This window comes from Cupriavidus phytorum (assembly GCF_003254285.1).
Taxonomy (GTDB): Bacteria; Pseudomonadota; Gammaproteobacteria; order Burkholderiales; family Burkholderiaceae; genus Cupriavidus; species Cupriavidus phytorum.
In genome coordinates, this window is record NZ_QKZN01000007.1 from 262,138 (window position 1) to 285,411 (window position 23,274).

General features: G+C 68.1%; 24 protein-coding genes. 9 read left to right on the top strand and 15 right to left on the bottom strand.

Annotated features, from left to right (window positions below):
- Window positions 1–37 precede the first annotated feature (37 nt).
- The 4 genes from C7416_RS19410 to C7416_RS19425 all read right to left on the bottom strand — a co-directional run bounded on the left by C7416_RS19410 (window position 38) and on the right by C7416_RS19425 (window position 3,448).
- The gene (locus C7416_RS19410; protein ID WP_181461276.1) at window positions 38–664 is read right to left on the bottom strand and encodes a pyridoxamine 5'-phosphate oxidase family protein; all 627 of its coding nucleotides are present in this window, start codon (window positions 662–664) and stop codon (window positions 38–40) included.
- Window positions 661–2,046 (bottom strand): adenylosuccinate synthetase, encoded by a 1,386-nt coding sequence (locus C7416_RS19415; RefSeq protein WP_111520424.1) that lies wholly within the window; start codon window positions 2,044–2,046, stop codon window positions 661–663. Before C7416_RS19415 ends, C7416_RS19410 begins: the two co-directional genes overlap by 4 nt.
- A 3-nt stretch (window positions 2,047–2,049) precedes the next feature.
- Window positions 2,050–2,514, bottom strand: a complete 465-nt coding sequence (locus C7416_RS19420) for a RidA family protein (RefSeq protein ID WP_181461277.1) — start codon at window positions 2,512–2,514, stop codon at window positions 2,050–2,052.
- Between the two features lie 148 nt (window positions 2,515–2,662).
- A complete protein-coding gene (locus C7416_RS19425; RefSeq protein ID WP_111520500.1) occupies window positions 2,663–3,448 on the bottom strand; it encodes an AraC family transcriptional regulator in 786 nt (261 codons plus the stop codon).
- Window positions 3,449–3,585: 137 nt separating this feature from the next.
- On the opposite strand from C7416_RS19425, the gene C7416_RS19430 reads away from it, so the two are divergent.
- A complete protein-coding gene (locus tag C7416_RS19430) occupies window positions 3,586–4,443 on the top strand; it encodes an alpha/beta hydrolase (protein WP_111520425.1) in 858 nt (285 codons plus the stop codon).
- Between the two features lie 49 nt (window positions 4,444–4,492).
- Here the strand turns inward: C7416_RS19430 and C7416_RS19435 are convergent, their stop codons facing one another.
- From C7416_RS19435 to C7416_RS19460, 6 genes are all read right to left on the bottom strand, one after another.
- Entirely contained in the window at window positions 4,493–5,233 is a 741-nt protein-coding gene (locus tag C7416_RS19435) for a GntR family transcriptional regulator (protein WP_111520426.1), read from the bottom strand.
- A 138-nt stretch (window positions 5,234–5,371) separates the two neighbouring features.
- Window positions 5,372–6,394, bottom strand: a complete 1,023-nt coding sequence (locus C7416_RS19440) for a Bug family tripartite tricarboxylate transporter substrate binding protein (RefSeq protein ID WP_111520427.1) — start codon at window positions 6,392–6,394, stop codon at window positions 5,372–5,374.
- A 57-nt stretch (window positions 6,395–6,451) separates the two neighbouring features.
- Window positions 6,452–7,474 (bottom strand): Ldh family oxidoreductase, encoded by a 1,023-nt coding sequence (locus tag C7416_RS19445; protein WP_111520428.1) that lies wholly within the window; start codon window positions 7,472–7,474, stop codon window positions 6,452–6,454.
- Window positions 7,471–8,406: a hydroxyacid dehydrogenase gene (locus tag C7416_RS19450; RefSeq protein ID WP_111520501.1), complete on the bottom strand. Its 936-nt coding sequence runs from the start codon at window positions 8,404–8,406 to the stop codon at window positions 7,471–7,473. Before C7416_RS19450 ends, C7416_RS19445 begins: the two co-directional genes overlap by 4 nt.
- Entirely contained in the window at window positions 8,406–9,581 is a 1,176-nt protein-coding gene (locus tag C7416_RS19455) for a UxaA family hydrolase (RefSeq protein ID WP_111520429.1), read from the bottom strand. The genes C7416_RS19450 and C7416_RS19455 overlap by 1 nt, the downstream gene beginning before the upstream one ends.
- An 82-nt stretch (window positions 9,582–9,663) precedes the next feature.
- Window positions 9,664–9,945: a UxaA family hydrolase gene (locus C7416_RS19460; protein ID WP_111520430.1), complete on the bottom strand. Its 282-nt coding sequence runs from the start codon at window positions 9,943–9,945 to the stop codon at window positions 9,664–9,666.
- A 278-nt stretch (window positions 9,946–10,223) separates the two neighbouring features.
- Between C7416_RS19460 and C7416_RS19465 the strand changes: the two genes are divergently transcribed.
- On the top strand, window positions 10,224–11,192 hold the full coding sequence (locus tag C7416_RS19465) for a tripartite tricarboxylate transporter substrate binding protein (RefSeq protein ID WP_111520431.1): 969 nt from the start codon (window positions 10,224–10,226) through the stop codon (window positions 11,190–11,192).
- On the opposite strand, the gene C7416_RS19470 is transcribed toward C7416_RS19465, so the two are convergent.
- On the bottom strand, window positions 11,164–12,156 hold the full coding sequence (locus C7416_RS19470) for a LysR family transcriptional regulator (RefSeq protein ID WP_111520432.1): 993 nt from the start codon (window positions 12,154–12,156) through the stop codon (window positions 11,164–11,166). The two genes, C7416_RS19465 and C7416_RS19470, sit on opposite strands and share 29 nt — an antisense overlap.
- Window positions 12,157–12,246: 90 nt before the next feature.
- On the opposite strand from C7416_RS19470, the gene C7416_RS19475 reads away from it, so the two are divergent.
- From C7416_RS19475 to C7416_RS19485, 3 genes are read left to right on the top strand one after another with little or no spacing between them, the layout of a single operon-like run.
- Window positions 12,247–13,470 (top strand): CaiB/BaiF CoA transferase family protein, encoded by a 1,224-nt coding sequence (locus C7416_RS19475; protein WP_111520433.1) that lies wholly within the window; start codon window positions 12,247–12,249, stop codon window positions 13,468–13,470.
- Window positions 13,467–14,477, top strand: a complete 1,011-nt coding sequence (locus tag C7416_RS19480) for an NADPH:quinone oxidoreductase family protein (protein WP_111520434.1) — start codon at window positions 13,467–13,469, stop codon at window positions 14,475–14,477. Before C7416_RS19475 ends, C7416_RS19480 begins: the two co-directional genes overlap by 4 nt.
- Entirely contained in the window at window positions 14,474–15,478 is a 1,005-nt protein-coding gene (locus C7416_RS19485; RefSeq protein WP_111520435.1) for a tripartite tricarboxylate transporter substrate binding protein, read from the top strand. The genes C7416_RS19480 and C7416_RS19485 overlap by 4 nt, the downstream gene beginning before the upstream one ends.
- Before the next feature lie 52 nt (window positions 15,479–15,530).
- Here C7416_RS19485 and C7416_RS19490 read toward each other — a convergent pair whose 3' ends face one another.
- Window positions 15,531–16,592: a VWA domain-containing protein gene (locus C7416_RS19490; RefSeq protein WP_111520436.1), complete on the bottom strand. Its 1,062-nt coding sequence runs from the start codon at window positions 16,590–16,592 to the stop codon at window positions 15,531–15,533.
- A 74-nt stretch (window positions 16,593–16,666) separates the two neighbouring features.
- On the opposite strand from C7416_RS19490, the gene C7416_RS19495 reads away from it, so the two are divergent.
- Genes C7416_RS19495 through C7416_RS19510 form a run of 4 tightly spaced genes read left to right on the top strand, consistent with a single transcriptional unit; the run spans window position 16,667 to window position 20,670 of the window.
- Window positions 16,667–17,587, top strand: a complete 921-nt coding sequence (locus C7416_RS19495; protein ID WP_111520437.1) for a S1C family serine protease — start codon at window positions 16,667–16,669, stop codon at window positions 17,585–17,587.
- A gap of 11 nt (window positions 17,588–17,598) precedes the next feature.
- A complete protein-coding gene (locus C7416_RS19500) occupies window positions 17,599–18,609 on the top strand; it encodes an AAA family ATPase (protein ID WP_111520438.1) in 1,011 nt (336 codons plus the stop codon).
- Entirely contained in the window at window positions 18,590–19,603 is a 1,014-nt protein-coding gene (locus C7416_RS19505) for a DUF58 domain-containing protein (RefSeq protein ID WP_111520439.1), read from the top strand. Before C7416_RS19500 ends, C7416_RS19505 begins: the two co-directional genes overlap by 20 nt.
- Window positions 19,600–20,670: a VWA domain-containing protein gene (locus tag C7416_RS19510; RefSeq protein WP_111520440.1), complete on the top strand. Its 1,071-nt coding sequence runs from the start codon at window positions 19,600–19,602 to the stop codon at window positions 20,668–20,670. The genes C7416_RS19505 and C7416_RS19510 overlap by 4 nt, the downstream gene beginning before the upstream one ends.
- A gap of 18 nt (window positions 20,671–20,688) precedes the next feature.
- Here C7416_RS19510 and C7416_RS19515 read toward each other — a convergent pair whose 3' ends face one another.
- The 3 genes from C7416_RS19515 to C7416_RS19525 form a co-directional block, all read right to left on the bottom strand.
- Window positions 20,689–21,285, bottom strand: coding sequence for a hypothetical protein (locus tag C7416_RS19515; RefSeq protein WP_111520441.1), 597 nt, complete (start codon window positions 21,283–21,285; stop codon window positions 20,689–20,691).
- A gap of 127 nt (window positions 21,286–21,412) precedes the next feature.
- Entirely contained in the window at window positions 21,413–22,429 is a 1,017-nt protein-coding gene (locus tag C7416_RS19520; protein WP_111520442.1) for a transketolase family protein, read from the bottom strand.
- Window positions 22,426–23,271: a transketolase gene (locus tag C7416_RS19525; protein WP_111520443.1), complete on the bottom strand. Its 846-nt coding sequence runs from the start codon at window positions 23,269–23,271 to the stop codon at window positions 22,426–22,428. The genes C7416_RS19520 and C7416_RS19525 overlap by 4 nt, the downstream gene beginning before the upstream one ends.
- Window positions 23,272–23,274 lie beyond the last annotated feature (3 nt).

The window sequence follows — 23,274 nt, forward strand, 5'->3', positions numbered from 1 at the left end:
TGCCGAGGCACCTCTTCATGTCATGCGATGGCGAACCCTACTTCGCCGCAAACCGATGGGGATCGAACGCTTCCGGCGGCAGACCGGACAGCGTCGCACCGGACTGAAACGGATAGCGCAGGTACGGCGCGCGTGGCTGCCCTGGCGGCGAATACTGTCCGTCAGCCAGGATGCGCTTCTTCGCGCTCAACTCGCGGATCTCGCAGCGATAGGCCACGATCTGGCTGGCCGCGCCATCCTCGATCGGCGAGTAGTCCTTTTCGGGCCGGAACTTGTCCAGCGCCTGGTACTGGTGCGCGCGCACTTCATCGGTACTGTCACGCAGCCGGACTTCACAGCGCGCGATGACGCTGAAATACTCGAGGCTGGTGTTCTGGCCCTTTGGCGCCTTCAACAAGGCCACCGGCCGATCGATTTCGATCGTGACCAGCGGGTTCGCCCGGATCGCCGCGGCAAGCTTGCCGAACCTGGAACTGTGGATCAGGAACGCGTCTCCGGTAAAGGTAAAGCTCTGCGCGGTGATGTAGGGGTAAGGCTCGTCATGCACCGCAACCCGGCAGATCAGCTCGTTCTTCAGGAAGGCTTCAATGGCCGGCCAGTCGGTCCAGGCCAGGTCGGTCCGGCGCATCTCGCTGCGCAGGTAGGCAGGGGTCGTGCTTGTCATGGTGTGGTCTGCTGGGTGGGTTCAAGAAGCCGCATCTGCGTGCGTTCCGGTCCTAGTCCGATGCCGCGCAAGGGTCGGCCGATCGCCTGCGCCAGCCATTCGAGCAGCACTTCAAGCTGCGGGGGCAGCGGCGAGGCGGCATCCGTCGGTATGGCGTCCTGCGCGAACGCCGGAAATTGCAACACACGCTGGCTTGCGCTACCGGCGCTACCGGCCTCGCCAGCGACGACTGGAATGCAACCCTCGGGCGTATGGGAAAAGGCGGCCAGGCTGTCGCATTTGTTGAGATACACCTCGTCGACACCGGCCTGCTGTATCGCGAGCCGCAGTTGCGCAACGTCAAGCAGGCCCACGCGCCGTGGCCGGCCGGTGCCGGTGCCGTACTCGTTCGCCAGCATCCGGATAGCCATGCCGGTCGAGAATGCATCCGCTTCGGCGAGCAACTTCAGGGGATCGTGGCTGGCCGCTTCCTCGGCGCGGCCGCGGCCCGCATGCGCCGCCGCGGCGCAGTAGGCCTCGGAACGCTGCCCGCCCAGTTCGGTCGGCAGCGGGCCGTTGCCGACCCGGGAGACGATGGCCTTGGCCACGCCGATGGTCTTGCGGTGATACCGGCACGGCAGGTCTCCGCCCACGTAGGCATAGGCGGGCAGCGTATGGCTGGACGTGACCCACGGCTGGACGCCATGAACCACATCGAGCATCACCGACTGTGCACCCTCGAACAGTACCCTTGCACCGGCCTCGACCCGCCGCAACAGCGCGACAGCATCATTCGTCACGAACGGCCGAACCACCCTCCACGCGCGGCGCATGCCGTCCACCATCGCCGCTATGGCCTCGTCATCGTCGTCGGCTTGCGATGCCAGCCGGGTCATCAGTTCGAACACGCGCTCCTCGTCACACCACAGGTCGCGCAACTGGAACGCAACGCGCTCGGCGCCCTGTATCCGGGCCGCCATATCGGCGTAGCACGGACCGATGCCGTTGCCGGTGGTGCCGATCCGCGCGCCATCGCGGCGGTCCGCCAGCACATGCCGCGGCTGAACCAGCGGACACCTGTCGCTGATTGTCAGCCGTCCCTCCATGCTGATACCTTGGGCCGCCAGCATCGCAATCTCGGATGCCAGCTGCTCCAACCCGACCACGCAGCCCGAGCCGATGTAAAGCGCAACGCCAGCGTGCAGCACCCCAGAAGGCACTTGCCGCAGCCGCAGCGAACCGGCGGGCGTGGCGATGGTATGTCCGGCGTTGGCCCCGCCATTGAAACGCGCAATCACGTCATACCCGGCAGCGAGGTGATCAACGATTCGGGCCTTGCCCTCGTCGCCATATTGAAGGCCCACCAGGACGTCGGCGTAGCCGGCCCTTGTCGCGGCGCCCATCGCCTAGGCGTCCAGCGCAAAGGTTGCCTCGATCTCGACCGGGGCACCGAACGGAAGGCTCGCCACGCCGAGCGCAAGGCGGGCGTGGCGCCCCCGCTCGGCAAAAATCCGGTTGAGAAGCTCCGACGCGGCGTTGATCACCAGCGGCGCATCGTTGAAACCCGGATCCGCTGCAACGTAGCCGCCTACCCGCACGATGCCCCGGATCCGTTCGAAATCGCCATCGACCGCGGCGGCCACCCAGCCCAGCAGGTTGGCCAGGCAAAGCCGTGCCGCCGCCTGCGCCGCTTCGACGCTGACAGTGCCAGGCACCTTGCCGACGAACATGGGCTTGCCGTCCTGCAGCGGCAGTTGGCCTGATACCGTCAGCAAACCATGGTGCAGCGTGTACGGGACATAGAGCGCCCTGGGCATTTCCGCGGTTGGCAGCACGATGCCTACCGCCTGGATACGATCCATCACTGACATATTCACTCCTCGACATGAACAAATGCCGACGGAGTGAGCACGGTGCTGGCGATCCGTCGGCACCTAGACTGTGCCGCACGGACCTGCCGTCGATTCGCGCCCGGACGCCAGTTGATGTCGCGCAGATGCCAACCAGCGAGAACCGCGCCTAGTCGCCGGTGCTGTCGCGGAAATATTCGGTGGGAGTCATGCCAAGCGCCCGTCTGAACATGGCGCTGAATGCGCTTGGACTCTCGTATCCAAGCTGCAGTGCGATGTCCGTGACATGGCAGCCCTCGGCAAGCAGGCGAACCGCGGCCATTAGCCGCGCCTGCTGCTTCCAGCGGCTGTATGTCATCCCCGTTTCTTCCGGAAACAGACGGATGATGGTCCGCTCGCTGGCGCCAACCGAGCGGCTCCACGCTTGCACCGAGGTCTCGTCCGAGGGATCGTCGAGGATCTTCGCGCAGATCTTGCCCAGGCGTGGGTCCCGGGGCATTGGCAGATGCAGCGGGACCACCGAAAGCGGACGCAACTCCTGCAGCAGAAGCTGCACCACCAGGCCGTCGCGGCTGCCTTCGTCATAGGCCAGCGGCATGCGCACGGCGGCCGAGATCAGCTCGCGCAGCAGCGGCGGGACCGCGACCACGCAACAGCCGTGCAACTCGCCCGGCACGGCATCTTCGCGGACGTAGATGGTGCGCATCTCGACATCGCCGCACGCCTGCATGGCGTGCTTGATGTTGCAAGGCACCCAGACGGCGCGCTGGGGCGGCACCACCCACGAACCGAAGTCGGTGGTGACCAGGATAGCCCCCACGTAGGCATAGATCAGTTGCGCGCGCGGATGCGAATGCGGGGCGATATAAAACCCATCCTTCAGCTTGCGCGCCATGCCGCCGACCGGCTGCGCTATCGCCTGGTAGTCATCGCGGTTTTCGCTCTTTCCGAACATGGCGTCTTTGCGATAGTGGTTGTCATCCAGCGGCGCGCGCCGCACAACGCGGATACGTATCTTTGGCCTGACGCGACAAGCGTCGCAACGACCCAATGGAATCGAAGCATCGATCCCAACGTCTGGAGCCAAATTTAATGTCAGTGTATCGAAACTTCAACCAGGAAGAACTGGACCAGCAGTACAACGTCAGGGCTGGAATCCCCGGGTTCCAGGACATCTTCAAGCGATGGGACGACACCAGCGCCGCGTTCCGTCGCAACCATCTGGTCAAGCCGGATCTTGCGTATGGTGCACACGCTTTGCAGGCGCTCGACTTCTTCCCGGCAGCCACCGCAAAGCGCCCGCTGCTGGTCTTCATTCATGGCGGTTATTGGCAATCGCTGGACAAGTCCGACTTCAGCTTCGTTGCCGCGCCCTACCTGCAGCGCGATATCAACGTCGCGGTGGTGAACTACCGCCTGGCACCGGATGTGGGCATGGCCGAAATTGTCCGCGACAATCAGGAGGCAGTGGCATGGCTCTACCGGCATGCCGACGAACTGGGATTCGATCCGGATCGCATCTTCTTGTCCGGCCACTCAGCCGGCGGCCATCTCACCGCCACGCTGGCGGCAACGGACTGGGCTGCCTTCGGCGTACCGGCGGATATCCTCAAGGGAGGTTGCGCGATCAGCGGCTTGTATGACCTGGAGCCGATCCGGCTGTGCTACCTCAACCAGGTGATCGGGCTGACCGAGGCGGACGTTGCCCACTACAGCCCGATCCATCATGTCCCGAAAGCCAAACTGCCCATGATCCTGACCGTCGGCGGCGATGAATCGCCGGAGTACCACCGGCTGCAGCGCGAATACCAGGCGCTGCTGGGCGAATGCGGCTTCGCCGTGCAGGTGGTGGTGCAGGAGCGCGGCCACCATTTCGATGCGGTCGACCTGCTGGGCCAAGCCGAAGGTCCACTGGCCGACGCGGTGTTGCGGATGATTGCGCGCGCCTGAGGCATCGGCCGGAGATCGCGGCACAAGCCAGCAAACGCGCCATCAGCTTTCACGGCTGCGACAGCGCGAACTCGTAATCCGAAGTATCCAGCCTGGAGACGCGGTACTCGACGCGCTCGTTCTGGTAGGACGACGCCACCCGCAGTATCTTCAGCATCGCGGTGCCGACGGGGATGCCCAGAAGTTCATGGTCTTCCTCGTCGGCCAGCGCGGCGCGCAGGCGCTCTTCGGTGCGGATGATGTTGATGCCGAAGACGTCCTGGTAGAAGTTGTAGAGTGTGTTCGGCCGCTCGCGCAGCAGCTTCTCGGTCAGCGTCTTGAAGCGTTCCGCCGGGACGGTGATGGCGTCGATCATGACCGGGCGCCCTTCCAGCGACAGCACGTTGGTGAAGCGGAACACGGCTTCGCCGAGCGGCAGACCCAGCGCCGCGGCTTCTTCCTTGTCGGCCTTGGCGCGTCGGAACTTTGCCAGCTGCACCGTCGGGAACTCCCGATACCCGTCCTGGCGCACGATGCGGAAGAAGCGGAAGAAATGGTCTTCCTGCCGGTGCGTCGCGACGAAGGTTCCCCGCCCCTGGTGGCGGATCATGATGTTCTCGGCCACCAGTTCGTCGATGGCCTTGCGCAGCGTGCCGATGGAGACGCCAAAGCGCTCGATCAGCTTGCGCTCCGACGGAATCGCCTCTCCCGGCTTCCACTCGCCCTCGGCGAGGGCGGCCAGGATGGCGTGCTTGACGTCCTTGTACAGCACGCCGCCGATGGCTGCGCCGGCATCGAATCTGGAACCCACGTTAGTGTCCTTTGCAACGCCGCCTGCGGGGCGGCCGGCCGATCCATGACTGACTCATATAGATAAGACGAATCATACTAAAGCCAACCGCCGCCACCGCAGGGCAGCCTTTCCCGGCGCGGCGGCCGGGACGCGGTGCTATTCGACCCGGATGTTCTTCTCCTCGATCAGCCGGGCCCAGCGCGTCACCTCGCCGCTGAAGTAGTCGGCAAACGGGGGCCCGCCGGCCGCAGGGCTGAAGCCCGCGCTGACGATGCGCCCGCGCACCGACTCGGTGACCAGCATGCGCGCGACCGAAGCCGCCACCTTGTCGACGATCGGCCGGGGCGTGCCGGCCGGCATCATCAGGCCGGTCCAGTTCTCGACGATCAGCTCCGGATAGCCAGCCTCGGCCACGGTGGGCACGTCGGGCAGCAGCGGATGGCGTTCGCGCGTGGTCACGGCCAGCGCGCGCAGCTTGCCGCCCTTCACATAGGCGAGCGACTCGGGGAAGTTGGAGAACACCACGTCGATCTGGCCGCCGATCAGGTCGGTCATCGACGGCGCGCCGCCCTTGTACGGCACATGGGTGAAGCTGGTGCGGGTCTGGCTTTCGAACAATGCCAGCGTCAGGTGCGGCGGCGTGCCGTTGCCGCTCGAGCCGGCGTTCAGCTTGGCTTTCTGCGCCGCCGCGGCCAGGTCCTTCATCGACTTGATCGGCGAGCTGGCAGGCACCACCACCATCATCGGCGACGAGGCGATGCGCGCCACCGGCACCAGGTCTTTCTGCATGCTGAACGGCAGCTTGGGAAACAAGGTCACGTTGGACGCGTGCGTCAACGTGACCGCCAGCCAGGTGTAGCCGTCGGGCGGCGCCTTGGCGACCTGCTCGGCGCCGATATTGGCATTGCCGCCCGGCCGGTTGTCCACCACGATGGGCTTCTTCCACTCTTCGGAGAGCTGGTGGCCGACCATGCGCGCCATGATGTCGGTCAGGCCGCCGGCCGCGAACGGCACCACGTACCGGATCGGCTTGCCCGGAAAGTCCGCGGCGGCGGCATCGCTGCCGCCCTGCGCGGCGGCAGGCCGCGGCGCCAGCGCAGCAAAGGCCGATACAACTGACAAGGCAAGCAGCACGCGGTTCAGGTGCCTGCGCGCGCCGCACATCAAGCGTCGATCCATGGTTTGTCTCCGGTAGTTGTAGCCGGCCCATCTGAGCGTGGGTCCGTTGTGAGGAAATCAATGCGGTGCGCCAGCCTCCTCGCCCGCAAGCGATTGCAGTTCGCGCCAGAGCGCGTCGGACACGTCAATGCCGTGCGCGGCCGCCTGCGCCTGCGCGGTTTCACGGCGGGCGCCCGGCACGCGCGTGCCTTCGTCGTCCAGCATCGCCGCCAGCAGCGCTTCCACGCGCGCGGCGTAGACCTGCGAGCCGGCGAAGGCGCCGGGGTCCAGCACGAAGAACAACTGGCCGATGCGCGGCCGGTTGCCGGCATCGCTGAAGAAGGAATCGGCCTCGGCGCCGAACTGCGCGCCGGCCAGCGACGTCACCAGCAGCTCCACCAGCAGCGCCAGCATCGCGCCCTTGACGCCGCCCGCCGGCAGCATCGAGCCGCGCAACGCGGCCTGGGCGTCGGTGGTCGGCTGGCCGGCCTCATCCAGCGCCCATCCGAGCGGAATCGGCTTGCCCTGCTTGGCCGCCACCATGATCTTGCCGCGCGCGACTTCCGACAGCGACAGGTCGATCACCACCGGCGCGTGGCCCTGCCGCGGGAATACCGCCGCAACCGGGTTGGTGCCGAACAGCGGCCGCTTGCCGCCCCACGCCGGCATGGCCGCGGGCGAATTGCCCATGGCGATGCCGACCATGCCGGCGCGCGCCACCGCCTCCAGCGGCAGCGCTGCGGCACCGAAGTGATGGCTGTTGGTGACCGCGGCCACGCCGACGCCGGTTGCGCGCGCACGTGCCACGGCTTCGGCGATGGCCAGGTCGCACGCCGCGAAGGCAAAGCCGCAGCGCGCGTCGACCAGCACCGCGCTGGCGCGCGTGCCCTGTACCGTCGGCTCGGCATTGCCGTCGACCCGGTCATGGCGCAGGTGCGCCACGTACATCGGCACGCGCGAGACCCCGTGCGACGGCAGTCCCGCGGCATCGGCCCGCACCAGCGCCGCCGCCGTCGCCCGCGCCTGCAGGGCGCTGGCGCCGGCCCGGCGCAGGCCCGCAGCGGCCACGCGCTCCAGTTCCTGCAACGCAATCCGGCTCATGGCATCTGCTCCAGCGATTGCCGCACCTCGCGGGCGATCATCATCGATACGCGCGCATTGGCTTCGCGCGTCACGCCAGCGACGTGCGGTGTCAGGATCAGGTTGGGCACGCCCCGCAGCGCGCTGCCCGCGGGCAGTGGCTCGCTGTCGAACACGTCCAGCGCGGCGCCGGCGAGGTGGCCGGCCCGCAGCGCATCGGCAAGCGCCGCCTCGTCGACCACGCCACCGCGCGCGGTATTGATCAGCACCGCGCCGGACTTCATCGCCGCCAGGCGGCCGACATCGATCAGGTTGCGCGTGGCGGCCACCAGCGGCACATGCAGGCTGACCGCGTCGGCCTGCGCCAGCAGCGCGTCGAGCGGCACGCGGGCCACCCCGGTGGCGGACCAGACCGGATCGTCGGCCGGCAGCATCGGATCGCTGGCAATGACCTCCATGCCGAAGGCGCGCGCCAGCGCCGCGGTCTGCCGGCCGATGTCGCCAAAGCCGATCAGGCCCAGGGTCTTGCCCAGCGCCTCCCGGCCCTCCGACAGCCTGGCCCGCGGCCATTGGCCGTCCGCCACCTCGGCGCTGGACAGGTAGGCGCCGCGCAGCAGCACGGCGGCCGTGGTCACCACGTACTCCGCCACCGAACGCGCATTGGCCCCGGCCGCGGGAATCACGCGGATGCCGCGCTCGCGGCAGGCGGCCACGTCGATATTGTCTAGCCCCACGCCGAGCCGCCCCACCACCCGCAACGCCGGCGCGCTGGCGAGCAGCGCCGCATCCACCTGGGTGCGGTTGCGCACCACCAGCGCGTGCGCCCCGTCCAGGACCTCGAGCAGTTCGCCGCGCCTGTCCACCCAGCCCGGCTCGTAGCGCAGGTCGAAGCCGGTGCTCAGCGCCTGCACCGCGGCCGGGTCCATGAACTCGCTGATGCAGATGCGCTTCATCATGCCGACTCGTGGATGCGGGTCAGCACGAACTCGCGATGGCCGAGCGCCTCGGCCGCGGTCCAGCGGCCGTTGATGGTGGCCAGCATGCATTCCAGCAGCTTGTCGCCGGTCTGGTCCAGCGTCTGCTCGCGCTGCAGCAGGCCCGAGCAATCGACGTCCATGTGCTCGCTCATCAGGCGCACGGTGCGCGGGTTGGCGCACAGCTTGATCACCGGCACGATCGGGTTGCCGATCACGTTGCCCTGCCCGGTCGGGAAGAAATGGACCACGTAGCCGGCCGCCGCGCACAGCGTGACCATCTCGGCCGCGGCCGAAGACGAATCCATGAACCACAGCCCCGGATGCGTCGGCGCCTCGGCCTTGTCGAGCACGCCGTCGACGGTGCACTTCTTGCCGATCTTCTGGATATTGCCCAGCGCCTTCTCTTCGATGGTGGTCAGGCCGCCGGCGATATTGCCCTTGGTCGGCTGCGACTCGGACAGGTCGGAGGTCTTCCAGCGGTCGATCATGCCCTGGTAGCGCTCGAACATCGCCATGAACTGGTGGCGCACGTCGTCGTTGGCGCAGCGCGCCGCGACGATATGCTCGCCGCCGGTCAGCTCGGAGGTCTCGCCGAACACCAGCGTGGTGCCCAGCGGATGCAGCTTGTCGAAGGCATTGCCGACGGTCGGGTTGGCGCCGCAGCCCGAGGTGGTGTCCGATTCGCCGCACTTGGTCGACACCCACAGCTCGTTGATCGGGCACTCCACGCGGTGCAGCGCGGTGGCGTACTGCACGAACTCGCGCGCGGCCCTGGAGGCGCGCATGATGGTGTCATGGTCGCCGTGGCCCTCGATGCCGAAGCCGACCACCGGCTTGCCGGTCTGAGCGATGCCATCGACCACTTTCTTGGTCCAGCCCTCCTCGATGCCGATCACCACCACCGCGGCGACGTTCGGGTTGCTGCCCGCGCCGATCAGCGTGCGGAAATGCAGGTCCAGGTCCGGCCCGAACTGCAGGCGGCCGTATGGGTGGGGAATCGCCATGGTGCCCTTGATCGCGGCGGCGACGGCCTCGGCGGCGGCATTGGACAGGTCGTCCAGCGGCAGGATGATGACGTGGTTGCGCACACCGACGCGGCCGTTGTCGCGGCGGTAGCCCCAGAAGGTGGTGTTTTGGTCGATCACGGACATGACGTGGATCCTTTGGATGCGCGATGGAAGCGGAGTTGAAGCGGAAGGAAGTCGAATGGAACCGGGACGTGGCGCGCCCGGCTTACCAGCGCTTGGTCTTGATGTTGTGGACGTGGGCGTGCTGGCCGGCCTTGATTGGCGCGACCACCTTGCCGATGTCGATGCCGTACTTGTAGACCGTCTCGTTCACTTCCATGTCGCGCAGTGCCACCTTGTGGCCGATGGGAATCGGCTGCAGCGCGGTCACCGTCACGATCTTGTCTTCGTCCATGATCCAGGCATTGAGCTGGGTGCCGGGCTGGATCCCTTCCACCACGGCCACCGCGACGGTGTCCCTGGCGTCATGAAGCACTACGTGAATCATCGTTGTCTCCTCTCTGTGGGTCGTGCGTGAAATTCATGGTAGGCGCTGGATTCATCCATGTCAACCAACTCATATATATGAATTTCGATTGACCATTCGGGTCTGGCGCCTATGGGTATATGGCGACTCAAGGGCACAGTCACATAGTGATCGTCCGCAGAGCGGATGAGCGACAATGTCGGCACTGCACTCGGGCTAGTGTCGCGGGGAGGCGAAAGTGGAAGACGTGCCGCGGCCTGCCTTGGGTGTTCAACCCGAAACGGAGACATGACTTGACGATGAAAAACCGATTCGCGCTGGGCCTGCTGGCAGCGTCGGCCCTGTTCGTGGTCACAAACGCCAACGCACAAGACCCCTGGCCCGCAAAGACCATCCGCTTCGTCGTGCCGTTCGCCGCGGGCGGCGCCAACGACCTGATGGCACGCGCGGCCGCCGAAGGCGCCAGCAAGGTGCTGGGCCAGACCGTGCTGGTCGAGAACCGGCCCGGTGCGGGCGGCACCGTGGGCGCCGACCTGGTGGCCCGCAGCGCGCCGGATGGCTACACCTTCCTGATCAGCGCCGCCGGCGTGATCTCCAACAGCATGATCAAGAAGTCGATGCCGTTCAAGGACGACGCGCTGGTGCCAGTGGCGATGATCGGGCTGGCGCCGTCGGTGATCGTGGTGCCGAAGAACGCGCCCTACAAGGACCTGCGCGACTTCGTCGAGGCTTCGAAGAAAGGCAATGGCTTCAATTTCGCCACCGCCGGCACTGGCAGCACCCCGCATTTCGTGGCGGAGATCCTGAACGTGAAGTACGGCGCAAGGCTGCAGCCGGTGCCCTACAAGAGCGGCTCGGAAAGCACCACCGCCGTGCTGGGCGGTCAGGTCGAAGGCACCTCCGAGGCCAGCATCATCGCACTGCCGCATATCCTGCATGACGGCAAGTTCAAGGCGTTGGCCACCACCTGGACCCAGCGCATCTCTGCCTACCCGCAACTATCCACCGCGGTGGAGCAAGGCTTTCCGGACCTGCAGATCGCGCACTGGGCCGGCGTCCATGCGCCGAAGGGCACGCCCGACGCCATCCTCGACAAGGTCGCCGCGGCGGTCGACAAGGCCATGAAAGACCCCGCCGCCGCTGCCAAGCTCAAGCAAGTGGGCATCGAGCCGATTGGCGGCACGCGCGCGGACTTCATCAAGTTCGTCGACGCGGAACGCCGGCGCCTGGGCGAGATCGTCAAGGCGGCAAAGATGCAGGAGAAGTAGGCGGGGTTGCTGCCTTGCCACGGCTGGGCGGGGGCACATTGCGGCGGCCCCAGTTCTCGGCCTGCCGCTCCAGGTGCTGGCGGATAAAGTCCATCAGCGTGCGCGTGGCCAGGGTCGGAAAGCGGTTGGGCGCGGTCAGCATGTAGACGCTGTCGCCCACGCCTTCGGCTTCGCACTCGGCCAGCACCTCGCGCATCTGCCCTGATTGCAGTTGCCGCCAGACCGCATAGCGCGGCAGCAGTGCCACGCCCAGCCCGCCCATGACCGATTCGAACAGGAACGGATAGTCGCCTGACTGGATCCGCGGCGACACCCGCAACGTCATCGGCGTGCCGGCCAGCCATACCTTCAACGTAAAGCGGCGCCCCAGCGAAGCCGGCGCAATCATGTCGCATCGTTCGAGGTCGGCCACGGTACGCACCGGCCCGTGGCGGTCCAGAAACGATGCCGATGCGCACAGGCACCAGCCCACCTCGCAGATGCGCCGGGCCACATGGTCGTCGGGCGGCTGCGAAGTGATCTTCAGCGCCACGTCGACCTCGGCCGGAATCAGGTCGCCAATGCTGTCGTTGATCACTACGCGCAGCGAAATCTGCGGATAGCTGCGCGCGAATTCCAGCAACAGCGGCGTCAGATAGAGGTGGCCCAGTCCGGTAGGCAGGCGGATCCGCACATCGCCGCGCACCACCTTGCCAAGGCTGTCGATGGCGGTGTGGGCGGACTGCAGCTCATCCAGCATGCGCAAGCCATGCGCATACAGCAACTGCCCCGCTTCGGTCAGTTCGACATGGCGCGTGGTGCGGCGCATCAGCTGCGCGCCCAGATGGTGCTCCAGCAGCTTCAGCCGGCGCGACACGTTCGAGCGCGTCATGCCGCTGCGCTGCGCCGCCGCCGTCAGCGTACGCGACTCGACCATGGTGACGAAGAGCCGCACCAGGTTGAGATCGAAATCATTGTCAATCATCAGTCAACACCATTGGCACAATTCGAGGGATTGTTTCGGCGGGAGGCCAACCCTAGCATAAAGCTCCTGTTTATCCCTGCCGACGACCTCATGCCCCCACCCTCCACCACCAGCCCGGACGACACCGACCTGCCCTTTGCCGGCCTGCGCGTGCTGGACATCAGCCAGGGCATTGCCGGCCCGTATTGCGCCCACATCCTGTGGCAGCAAGGCGCGGAAGTCATCAAGATCGAGCCGCCCGCGGGCGACTGGGGCCGCAAGGTCGGTGTCGTGCGCGGCAATACCAGCGCGCTGGCGTTGGCCTATAACGGCGGCAAGCGCAGCGCCTGCCTCGATGCCACCACCGATACCGGCAAGGCAGTTCTGCTGGCCCTGGCGCTGCAGGCCGACGTGCTGGTGCAGAACTTTCGCCCGCAGGTGGCCGAACGGCTGGGCGTGGGTTATGCCGCGCTGGCCGCGCAACGACCTGAGCTGGTCTATGTGTCGATCAGTGGCTATGGCCCGGACGGTCCGTATGCCGACTATCCGGCGTCGGACTCTGTCATGCAGGCGGACTCCGGATTGATGTTCGCCAACCGGGACGCCGATGGCAGCGCGCGCCGCATCGGCATGCTGCTGGCCGATGCCGCCACCGGCCTATACGCCGCGCAGGCGTGCGCCGCGGCACTGTGCCGGCGCTATCGCAGCGGGCGCGGCGGCCATGTCGAGCTGAACCTGTTCGAGGCCTGCTGCTCGCTGCAGGCCAACAACCTGCTCGAGCATGCCATCGGCGGCCCGTCCGCCGCGGGGCCAGTCAGCGCGCCCAACGGCGTCTATGCCAGCAGCGACGGCAGCCTGACGCTGCTGGCGCTGAACGACGCGCAGTTTGGCAAGCTGTGCCGGGCGCTGGACCATGCCGACTGGCTCGCAGACCCGCGCTTTGCCGACAACGCTGCACGCATGGCTCATGCCGCGCTGCTCAACCAGCTGGTGGCGCGCTGCATCGCCACGCGCACCACCGCGCAATGGCAGGACATCCTCAGCCGGCATGACGTGCTGCATGCCCCGGTGCGCACCTATGGCGACGTGCTCGCGCATCCGCAGGCCGCGCATCGGCAAACCTTCCAGGCCATCTCGCAGCCCGGGCTGGGGCCGCTGCCCTTTGCCGGCATCCCGGCGCGCGGCTTGCGCCGGGATGCCGGCCCGGCGCCGGCCAACGGCGAACATACCGTCGAGATCCTGCGCGAGGCGGGATTCAGCCAGCTGGCCATCGACGACTGGCTGCGCCAGGGCGTGGCGCTGCAGGCCCCAGCGGCCAGGGCAGGTGTCCAATGAAGGCGCTGGTGTGCGAACAATTTGGCAGTGTGCACGACGTCGCCGTGCAATCCATTCCCGAGCCGGCGCTGGCTGACCCGCATGCGGTCACGATCGCGGTCGAGTATGCCAGCGTAAGCCACGCCACCGGCCTGATGATTGCCGGGCAGTACCAAAGGCGCCCGCCGCTGCCTTTCGTGCCGGGGACCGAGGCTGTCGGCCGCGTGGTCGCCTGCGGCGATGCCGTCACGCGGCTGCGCCCGGGAGACCGCGTGGTGGCGATCGCGGACTGGGGCTGCTTTGCCGAACGGGTCACGGTGCCCGAATACACGGTCTATCGCGCGCCGGACGCGCTGCCCTCGACGGTCGCGCTGCCGATTCCGATTTCGTACGGCACGGCCTATTGCGGGTTGGTGTGGCGCTGCGCGCTGCGCCCCGGCGATACCGTGCTGGTGCTGGGCGCCGGCGCGGGCGTGGGCCTGGCCGCGGTGGAGATTGCGCGCGAGCTCGGCGCCACCGTGATCGCCTGCGCCAGCACCGAGGCCAAGCGTGCCGACGCGCTGCGGCGTGGCGCCACGCACGCGGTGGCGCCGGCGGACCTGGCCAGCGCGGTCAAGGCCCGGACCGGCGGCCGCGGTGCCGACGTGGTGGTAGACCCCGTCGGTGGCGAGCTGTTCCAGCAGTCGCTGCGCGCAGCGGCGGCCAACGCCCGCATCCTCAGCATCGGCTTTGCCAGCGGGACCATCCCGCAGGCGCCCGTGAACCTGCTGCTGGTCAAGAACCTGACGCTGCACGGATTCTTCTTTGGCCGCTATATCGGCTGGACGCCCGCCAACGAGCGCGCACAGCACGCCGCGGCGCTGCAGGACGTCATGGCAACGCTGTTCGAGTGGGCCGCGCAGGGCAAGCTGGCGCCGACCGTGTCCGCGACATATCCGATCACCGGCCTGGGCGATGCCCTGGCAGCGCTGGAATCCCGCCAGGTGGTGGGCAAGGTAGCGATAAAAATCAAGGAGACAGAGACGTGAACACCCGATATCCGAAACCACATGCGATATGGACGCGGCTGCGCGCGGCGCTGGTGCTGTCGGCAGCGAGCGCGCTGCTGCCCGCTGCCGCCGGCGCGGAGGAATTTCCGCAACATCCTGTGCGTATGGTGCTGCCCTACCCCGCCGGCGGACCCACCGACCTGCTGGCGCGCGTGGTGGCGGTCAAGATGGGCGAAAGCCTGGGCCAGGGCGTGGTGGTCGACAACAAACCCGGCGCCAGCGGCATGATCGGCGCCGAAGCGGTGGCGCGCGCGGCCCCCGACGGCTACACCATCCTCGCCAATGCCTCGCTGCACGTGATCAACCCCAGCATCCAGCCGAAGATGCGCTATGACGCGTTCAAGGACTTCGTGCCGATCACGCAGCTGGCCGACGTACCGCTGGTGCTGGTGGTCAACAACGCCTCGCCGGTGAAGACCGTGCAGGACCTGATTGCCTATGCCAGGCGCGAGGGCGGCGCGCTCAACTTCGGCTCGGCGGGCAATGCCTCGGCGCAGCACCTCGCCGGCGAATCATTCAAGCTGGCGGCCAAGGTGCCGATGCAGCATGTTCCATACAAGGGTAGTGCCCCTGCACTGACGGACCTGATGGGCGGCCAGATCCAGCTGATGTTCGATTCCATGCCGTCGGCCATGCCCTTCATCAAGTCAGGCAAGCTGCGCGCCGTGGCCGTTACCACGCCGCGCCGTGCGAGCGCGCTCCCGGACATTCCGACTGTCGCCGAGTCCGGCCTGCCTGGCTTCGACATCAGTACATGGTATGGGCTGTGGGCACCGCGCGGCACCCCGCCGGCAGTGGTGGAAAAGCTCGCCTCGCACGCGGCGGCCGCGCTGAAACGCCCGGATGTGCGGCAGCAATATGCCGACATGGGCGCGGAGGCGGTCGGCTCTTCACCAGCCGACTTTGCCCGCTACAACGCCACGGAAGGCCGGAAATGGGCGGAAATCGTGCGCCGGTCGGGGGCAAAGGCGGACCAGTAGGGACATCTGCGCTCCTCGCGGCCGGTCATGCCGCCATCGCGTGCCGCCACCCTCACCGCCTGAACCACAGCATCGACAACCCGCACGCCAGCGCCAGCAACACCACCGCCCCTGCGGCGAACAAGGCACCCAGCTCGGTTTCCCTGCGCTCCAGCGCAAAGCGCGCGCTGAGCTGGCGGTACACCTGGCTCAGGTCGGCAGCCGAGCCGGCGTGGAAGTATTCCCCGCCGGTAATGTTGGCGACCGCACGCAGCGCCGGTTCGTCCAGCTGCATGAAATACGCAAGGCTGGATTCCGGTGCGCTCGTGACCTGCTGCGAGCCAAAGCCGACGGTGTAGACGCGCACGCCGCGCTGGGCGGCCATGCGCGCGGCGTCGAGCGGATCCGGGCCGGTGGTGCGCCGGCCGTCGCTGAGCAGGATCACCGCGCCGTGCGGGTACGAGCCGGGCTGCGCCGCCTGCTGGTTCTGTTCGCGCCGGCGTGCGGCGTCGGCCGCGGCGGCCTCGTCGAGCGAGGCGCCGCGTCCGGCACGGTCAGCGCGGCTGCCGAACAGGATCACTTCGAGGTCGATGCCATCTTCGGGAAACAGCACCGCCAGCGCCTGGAACAGGCCGCTGCCGGTGGCGGTGCCGCGCTGCAGCTGGAAACGATCGATCGCGTCGAGCATGTCCTGCCGGTTGTCGGTGGGCGGCAGCACCACCGCCGCGGTGCCGGCGAAGGAGACGATGCCCAGCCGCACGCTGGCCGGCAGCCCCACCACCAGATCGCGCGCGGCCTGCTGGGCGGCGCTGATGCGGTTGGGCGGCACGTCGGCGGCCTCCATGCTGCGCGAGGTATCCATCGCCAGCACCAGGGTCACGGTGTCGGCCGGCAGCGTGATGGTGGCGCTGGGGCGCGCGCAGGCCAGTAGCGCCGCGGCCAGCGCGAAGAAGAACAGCAGCGGAGGAATGTGGCGCCGCAGGCGTTGGCGCGGGCCGAGCGCGGCGCGCGGCAATGCAAGGCTTGCATACAGCAGCGCGGCCTTCTTGCGCCGCGCGAGCAGGTACAGGTAAGCGGCTGCCAGCACCGGAAGCGCAAGCAGCAACCAGAGCATCTGCGGCCAGAGAAACTGCATGCCCTGCTCCTTGGCGCGTGGGTAAGAGGATGGTACTGTATTTTTTAAGGCGGGACGGGACCTCGGGGGCTGCGATGAAACGGGTGACGATCTACGGATGGGTCTCGGCGACCGTCGCGCTGGTTCTTGCCGCCGGCGTGGGCTCGGCGTGGCTGTTGCAGCTCAAGCCGCGCGCGCTCACGCAGAAGGACATCGATGCGGCCGTGTTGCACACGCTCGAGACCAAACCCCTGCCCTCGCGCACCGCCATGGCGGCCGAGGCAGTGCGGGAATCGGTGGTCGAGATCCGCAACTTCCCCGCCCCCCAGAAAACCGCCGATGCGGCTTCCGCGCCGCAGGCCGGGCGTGACGTCCCGGCCACGCCGCCCGAAGCCTCACCGTCGACTCCCCCCGCCCCGACCGCCCCGCCACTGCCCAACGAACGTCCGCCCGGCAACAGCGCGGAGAACAAGCCGGAATCCCGCCACATCGGCTCGGGCGTGGTGGTGACCGAGCGCGGCGTGATCCTTACCAGCCTCCACGTGATTGCGGGAGCGCGGCGCCTGGAGCTGACCTTCCACGACGGGCACACGTCAGAGGCCACCGTCCTGCAGACGATTCCCGAGAAGGACCTGGCGGTGATCCAGGCCAAGTCGATACCCGACGACCTGCCGGCGGCGACGCTGGGTTCCAGCCGCGACCTGATGCCCGGGTCCGAAGTGGTTGCGGTGGGCTTTCCGTTCGGCATCGGGCCGTCGGTATCCGCCGGCGTGGTGTCCGGGCTGGACCGCGAGTTCGTCGCGTCGGACAGCAAGCGGAACCTGGACAAGCTGATCCAGTTCGACGCCGCGGTCAATCCGGGCAACTCGGGCGGCCCGCTGGTGAACATGAATGGCGAGGTGGTGGGCATCGTCACCGCCATCCTCAACCCGGGCAACAGCGGCACCTTCATCGGCATCGGCTTCGCCACCACGATCGAAAGCGCCGGCGTATCCATCGGAACTTCTCCTTTCTGACGCGGGGACCTATGAACGACCAAGCCAGGGGCGCAGCCGACAGCGCCAACTTGATGGAACGCCTGCTGTACGAGGTGAAACGCGTGGTGGTCGGGCAGGACCACTTTCTCGAACGGGTGCTGGTGGCCATCCTGTCCGGCGGCCACCTGCTGGTGGAGGGCGTGCCGGGGCTGGCCAAGACCCTGACCGTCAACACGCTGGCGCGGACCATGAGCGGCACCTTCAAGCGCATCCAGTTCACGCCGGACCTGCTGCCGGCCGACCTGGTCGGCACGCGCATGTACAACCAGGGCACGGGCGAGTTCTCCACGGTGCGCGGCCCGGTCTTTGCCAACCTGCTGCTGGCCGACGAGATCAACCGCGCGCCGGCCAAGGTGCAGAGCGCGCTGCTGGAAGTGATGCAGGAAAAGCAGGTCACCATCGCCGGCGAGACCCATCGCGTGCCCGCCCCGTTCCTGGTCATGGCCACGCAGAACCCGATCGAGACCGAGGGCACCTACCCGCTGCCCGAGGCGCAGGTCGACCGCTTCATGATGAAGGTGCTGGTGGGCTATCCGTCGGAAGAGGAAGAAGTGGTGATCGTCAACCGCGTCACCGGCCCGCGCATCAGCGTCAGCCCGGTGGCCACGCCCGAGCACCTGACCGCGCTGCAGGAGGCCTGCCGCAAGGTGTATGTCGATCCCAGCCTGGTCCAGTACGCGGTGCGCGTGGTCGCGGCCACGCGCAAGCCGGGCGACTATGGGCTGGCGGACCTGGACCGCTACGTGTCGTTCGGCGCCAGCCCGCGCGCCACCATCGGCCTGGTCGAAGGCGCGCGCGCGCTGGCCTACCTGCGCGGCCGCCACTACGCCCTGCCCGAGGATGTGGCCGACCTGGTGCCAGACGTGTTGCGCCATCGCCTGTCGCTCTCGTATGAGGCCATGTCCGACGGCGTGACCGCCGACCAGCTCATCTCCCGCATCACGCAGGCGCTGCCGGTTCCCGAGCGGCCCATGGAATCCCATGTTCGGGCGGCGGACTAGGCGGCGCGAGCCAGACAGCGGGCCCGGCGCCACACCTGGCGCTCCCGCTGTCGCGCTTGCCGGCGTCGGCGCAAACCAGACCGACGCCCTGCTGCGGCGCCTGGAATGGACCGTGGTGCGCCGCCTCGACGGACTGCTGCAAGGCGACTACCGCACGCTGTTCCGCGGCTTCGGCCTGGACTTTGCCGACCTGCGCGAGTACCACGCCGGCGACGACGTGCGCCATATCGACTGGAACGTGACCGCGCGGCTGCAGACGCCGCATGTGCGCGAGTACCAGGAAGACCGCGAGGTCGCGGCCTGGTTCTTGCTGGACCTGAGCGGCTCGATCGACTTCGGCTCGGGCAGCGTGCGCAAGCGCGACCTGCTGAGCGACTTCACCACGGTGATGGCGCTGCTGCTGACGCGCTATGGCAACCGGGTGGGCGCCGTGCTTTATGGCGGCGCCGCCCATGCCGACCCCACGGTGGTGCCGGCGCGCGCCGGGCGCCGCCAGTTGCTGCACCTGCTGCACCGCATGCGCGCCACGCCCGCCGCATCGCCGGGCGACACCCGCCTGCGCGACCTGCTCGAGCGCGCCCGGGCGGTGGCAAGGCGGCGTTCGGTGGTGTTCGTGGTGTCGGATTTCATCAGCGCGCCGGGCTGGCAGGCATCGCTGGGCATGCTGGCGCGGCGGCATGAAGTGGTTGCGGTGCGGCTGGTCGATCCGCTCGAAACCGCGTTGCCGGACCTGGGACTGGTGGTGCTGCAGGATGCGGAGACCGGCGAGCAGTTGTTCGTCGATACCCATGACCCGTCCTTCCGCAAGCGCTTCGCCGCCGCCGCCGAGGCGCGCGAGGCGGAGCTGCGCCAGGCCTTCGCGCGCGCCGGGGTGGCGTGCCTGACGCTGTCGACCTACGCCCGGCTCGACCTGGCGCTGCTGAGCTTCGCGCGCCAGCGCCGGCGCCAGCAAGGCAGCGCCAGGGCCGCCAACATTGCCGGGGGGGCCGCATGATCGATGCCATCAGCCGCCTGCCCGTGTTCAGCTTCCTGTGGCCAGGCATGCTGTGGCTGTTCGCGCTGGTCGGTGGGCTGGCGGCGGGCTATGTCTGGCTCGACCGGCGCAGGCGGCACGCAGCCGGGCATTACCCGGCGCTGAAGACCGCGGGCGTGGCGACGCGTGGCGGCAGCGGCTGGCGCCGCCACGTGGCGCCGGTGCTGATCCTGCTGGCGCTGGCGGCGCTGATCGCGGCGATCGCGCGGCCCCAGGCCGTGATGATGCTGCCTTCGCGCATCGAGACGGTGGTGCTGGTAATGGACCTGTCCGGCAGCATGCGCGCCCAGGATGTCAAGCCCAGCCGCCTGGGCGCCGCCCAGCAGGCCGCCACCACCCTGCTGGAGGCGCAACCCGCGGGCGTCAGCGTCGGCGTGGTTGCGATGGCTGGCACCGCCGCCGTGGCGCAGGCGCCGACCCGCGCCAGGGAGGCCGTGGCGACCGCGATCGAGCGCCTGCAGCCGCAAGGCGGCACCGCGCTGGGCAACGGCATGCTGATTGCGCTGACCACGCTGCTGCCGGAGCTCACGCCCGATGCCGAGCGGCTGATGAACGACGACACGCCGCCGCCAAGAAGACCGCGGCCGCTGGCCAATCCGCCCGCCGACAGCGAGCCGGTGCAGCCGGGCTCCTATACCGCCGGCGCGATCGTGCTGTTCTCCGACGGCGAAAGCAACGCCGGCCCGGCCGCGATGCGCGCGGCCCAGCTTGCCGCCGAGCACGGCGTGCGCATCTATACCGTGGGCGTGGGCACCCCCGAAGGCGTGGTGCTCTCGGTCGACGGCTGGTCGGCCCGCGTCAGGCTGGACGAGAAGGTGCTGAAGGAAGTCGCCGATGCCACCAGCGCCGAGTACTTCCGGCTGGAGGATGCCACCGAACTGAAGCGGGTGTACCGGGCGCTCAACGCGCGGCTGGCGTTCGACAAGCGCAGCCAGGTCGAGATCACCGCGCTGTTCGCCGCGCTGGGCGCGCTGCTGGCGGCGTGCGCGGGGCTGTTGTCGCTGTGGTGGTTCGGGCGCGTGATGTAGCGGACGGCCACCGGCAACTCAGCGCGCATTGCGCGGCGTGACCGAGATCGCGATCGCCTCGGTGTAGACCGCCTGCACCTGCTCGCCGGCGCGGACCGCCTTCAGTTGCTTCGGGTCGGCGACATGCACGTCCACCATCCGGCCCTGCGGCCCCTTCAGCGTGACCATGCCGGTCTTGGTGTCGACCGCCACCACGTCCGCAGTGACCGTGACCTCGCGCCCGACCATGCCGCCCGGCTTCGCGCCCGGCGCGGCGCGCTGCGTGATCTCGCGCTCGCTGCTGGAGCGGATGCCGCTCTGGCGGTTCAGGCTCACCGACAAGGCCTGCGTGTATTCCGCCGTGACCGCATCGCCCACGCGCAACTGCCCGAAGTTGCGCACATCGTCGCCGACCTGCACGTCGGTAAGCTTGCCCTGCTCGTCCTTGAGGGTGATGGTGCGCGTGGCGGCATCGATGGCCGCCACCGTGGCCGTGGCCTTGACCGTGCCGGTGGTGCGCGACGCGCCCACGCCGGAAACCGAGTCGACGCGGGTCTCGGGTTGCGCCATCGCCATGGCGGGCGCGAGGGACGCGGCGGCAAGCGCCGCCGCCACCATGAGCTTGCCGGGTTTCATGCCGTTCTCCCTGGTTCCAAGGTTGCCGTGCTGCACCGCGCGCGATGGCGGCGAGGGGCCGGCGCGCGTGACGGACAGGCCTGTTAACCATAGCAGAGGGAAAGGCAGTCTGTTGGCGGCGGCCGGGTCAGGCGAGCCAGCCCCTGATCGTGTCCGCCATCACGTTCGCCGAAATGCCGTAGCGGTCGTGCAGCGTGGGCAGCGCCCCGGCATCGAGGAAGGCATCCGGCAGCCCCACCTGCCGGAACGGCACGCAGGCGCCCGCGCGCATCAGCGTGGCGGCCACGGCTTCTCCCAGGCCGCCGATGACGCTATGGTTCTCGGCCACCACGACCAGGCGGCCGGTGCGCCGCGCTTCGCGCAGGATGGTTTCGGTATCGAGCGGCTTGATGGTCGGCACGTGCAGCACCGCCACGCCGATGCGGTCCTGCTCCAGCGCCTTGGCCACCTCCAGCGCGCGCATGGTCATGATGCCCGACGAGATCACCAGCACCTCGGCGCCGTCGCGCAGCAGGCTGGCCTTGCCGAGCTCGAACTTGTAGTCGTACTGGTCCAGCACCACCGGCACGTTGCCGCGCAGCAGGCGCGCGTACACCGGGCCATTGTGCGCGGCGATGGCCGGCACCATCTGCTCGATCTCGACCGCATCGCACGGGTCGATCACGGTCATGTTGGGCATGGCGCGCATCAGCGCCAGGTCTTCGGCGGCCTGGTGGCTGGGGCCGTAGCCGGTGGTCAGGCCGGGCAGCGCGCACACGATCTTCACGTCGAGGTTGTCCTCGGCGATGGCCTGGTGCATGAAGTCGTAGGCGCGGCGCGTCGCGAACACCGCGTAGGTGGTGACGAATGGCTGCGCCCCTTCATGCGCGAAGCCGGCGGCGGCGCCCATCAGCAGCTGCTCGGCCATGCCCATCTGGAAATAGCGCTCGGGGAACGCCTGCGCAAAGATATGCAGGTCGGTGTACTTGCCCAGGTCGGCGGTCATGCCGATCACGTTCTGCTTGTGGCGGCTGAGCTCCACCAGCGCGTGGCCGAATGGCGCGGAGCGGGTGGCCTGCCCTTCGCCGGCGATGGAGGCGATCATGGCCGAGGTCTTCAGCTTCGGCTTGGCGGTGGTGGTGGTGGTGGTAGCGGTGGTGCTCATGCTTGTCTCCCGGCTTCCAGGGCCTGCAGCGCGAGTTGCCATTCGTGGGCATCGACGCGGATAAAGTGGTTCTTCTCGCGCTGCTCGAGGAACGGCACGCCGCACCCCATGCGCGTATCGCAGATGATCATGCGCGGCTGCGCGCCGCGGTGCTCGCGCGCCGCGCGGAAGGCGGCGGCGACGGCGTCGATGTCGTTGCCATCGACGCGCTGGGTGAACCAGCCGAACGCTTCCAGCTTCGGCACCAGCGGCTCGAACGCCATCACCTGCGTGGACGGGCCGTCGGCCTGCTGGTTGTTGACGTCGACGATCGCGATCAGGTTGTCCAGCTTCCAGTGCGCGGCGGAGAGGATGCCCTCCCAGATCGCGCCCTCGTCCAGCTCGCCGTCCGAGAACAGCGTGTAGACGAAGTTATCGGAGCCCTTGTGCCTGAGGCCCAGGCAGCGGCCCACGGCGATGGTCAGGCCCTGCCCCAGCGAGCCGCCGGACATTTCCATACCGGGCGTGTAGCTGGCCATGCCCGACATCGGCAGGCGGCTGTCGTCGCTGCCATAGGTCTCCAGTTCTTCGGCGGGCAGGATGCCGGCTTCCAGCAGCGCCGCGTACAGCGCGATGGCGTAGTGGCCGTTGGACAGCAGGAAGCGGTCGCGCCCTTCCCATTGCGGATCTTCGGGGCGGTAGCGCATGGCATCGAAATAGGCCACGGCAAGCACGTCGGCGATATCGAGCGCCTGGCCGATATAGCCCTGGCCCTGGACCTCGCCCATCAGCAAGGCGTTGCGGCGGATGCGGTAGGCGCGTTCCCGCAAGGACACGGCCTTGGCGGTGGTGGCTTGTTGCATGAT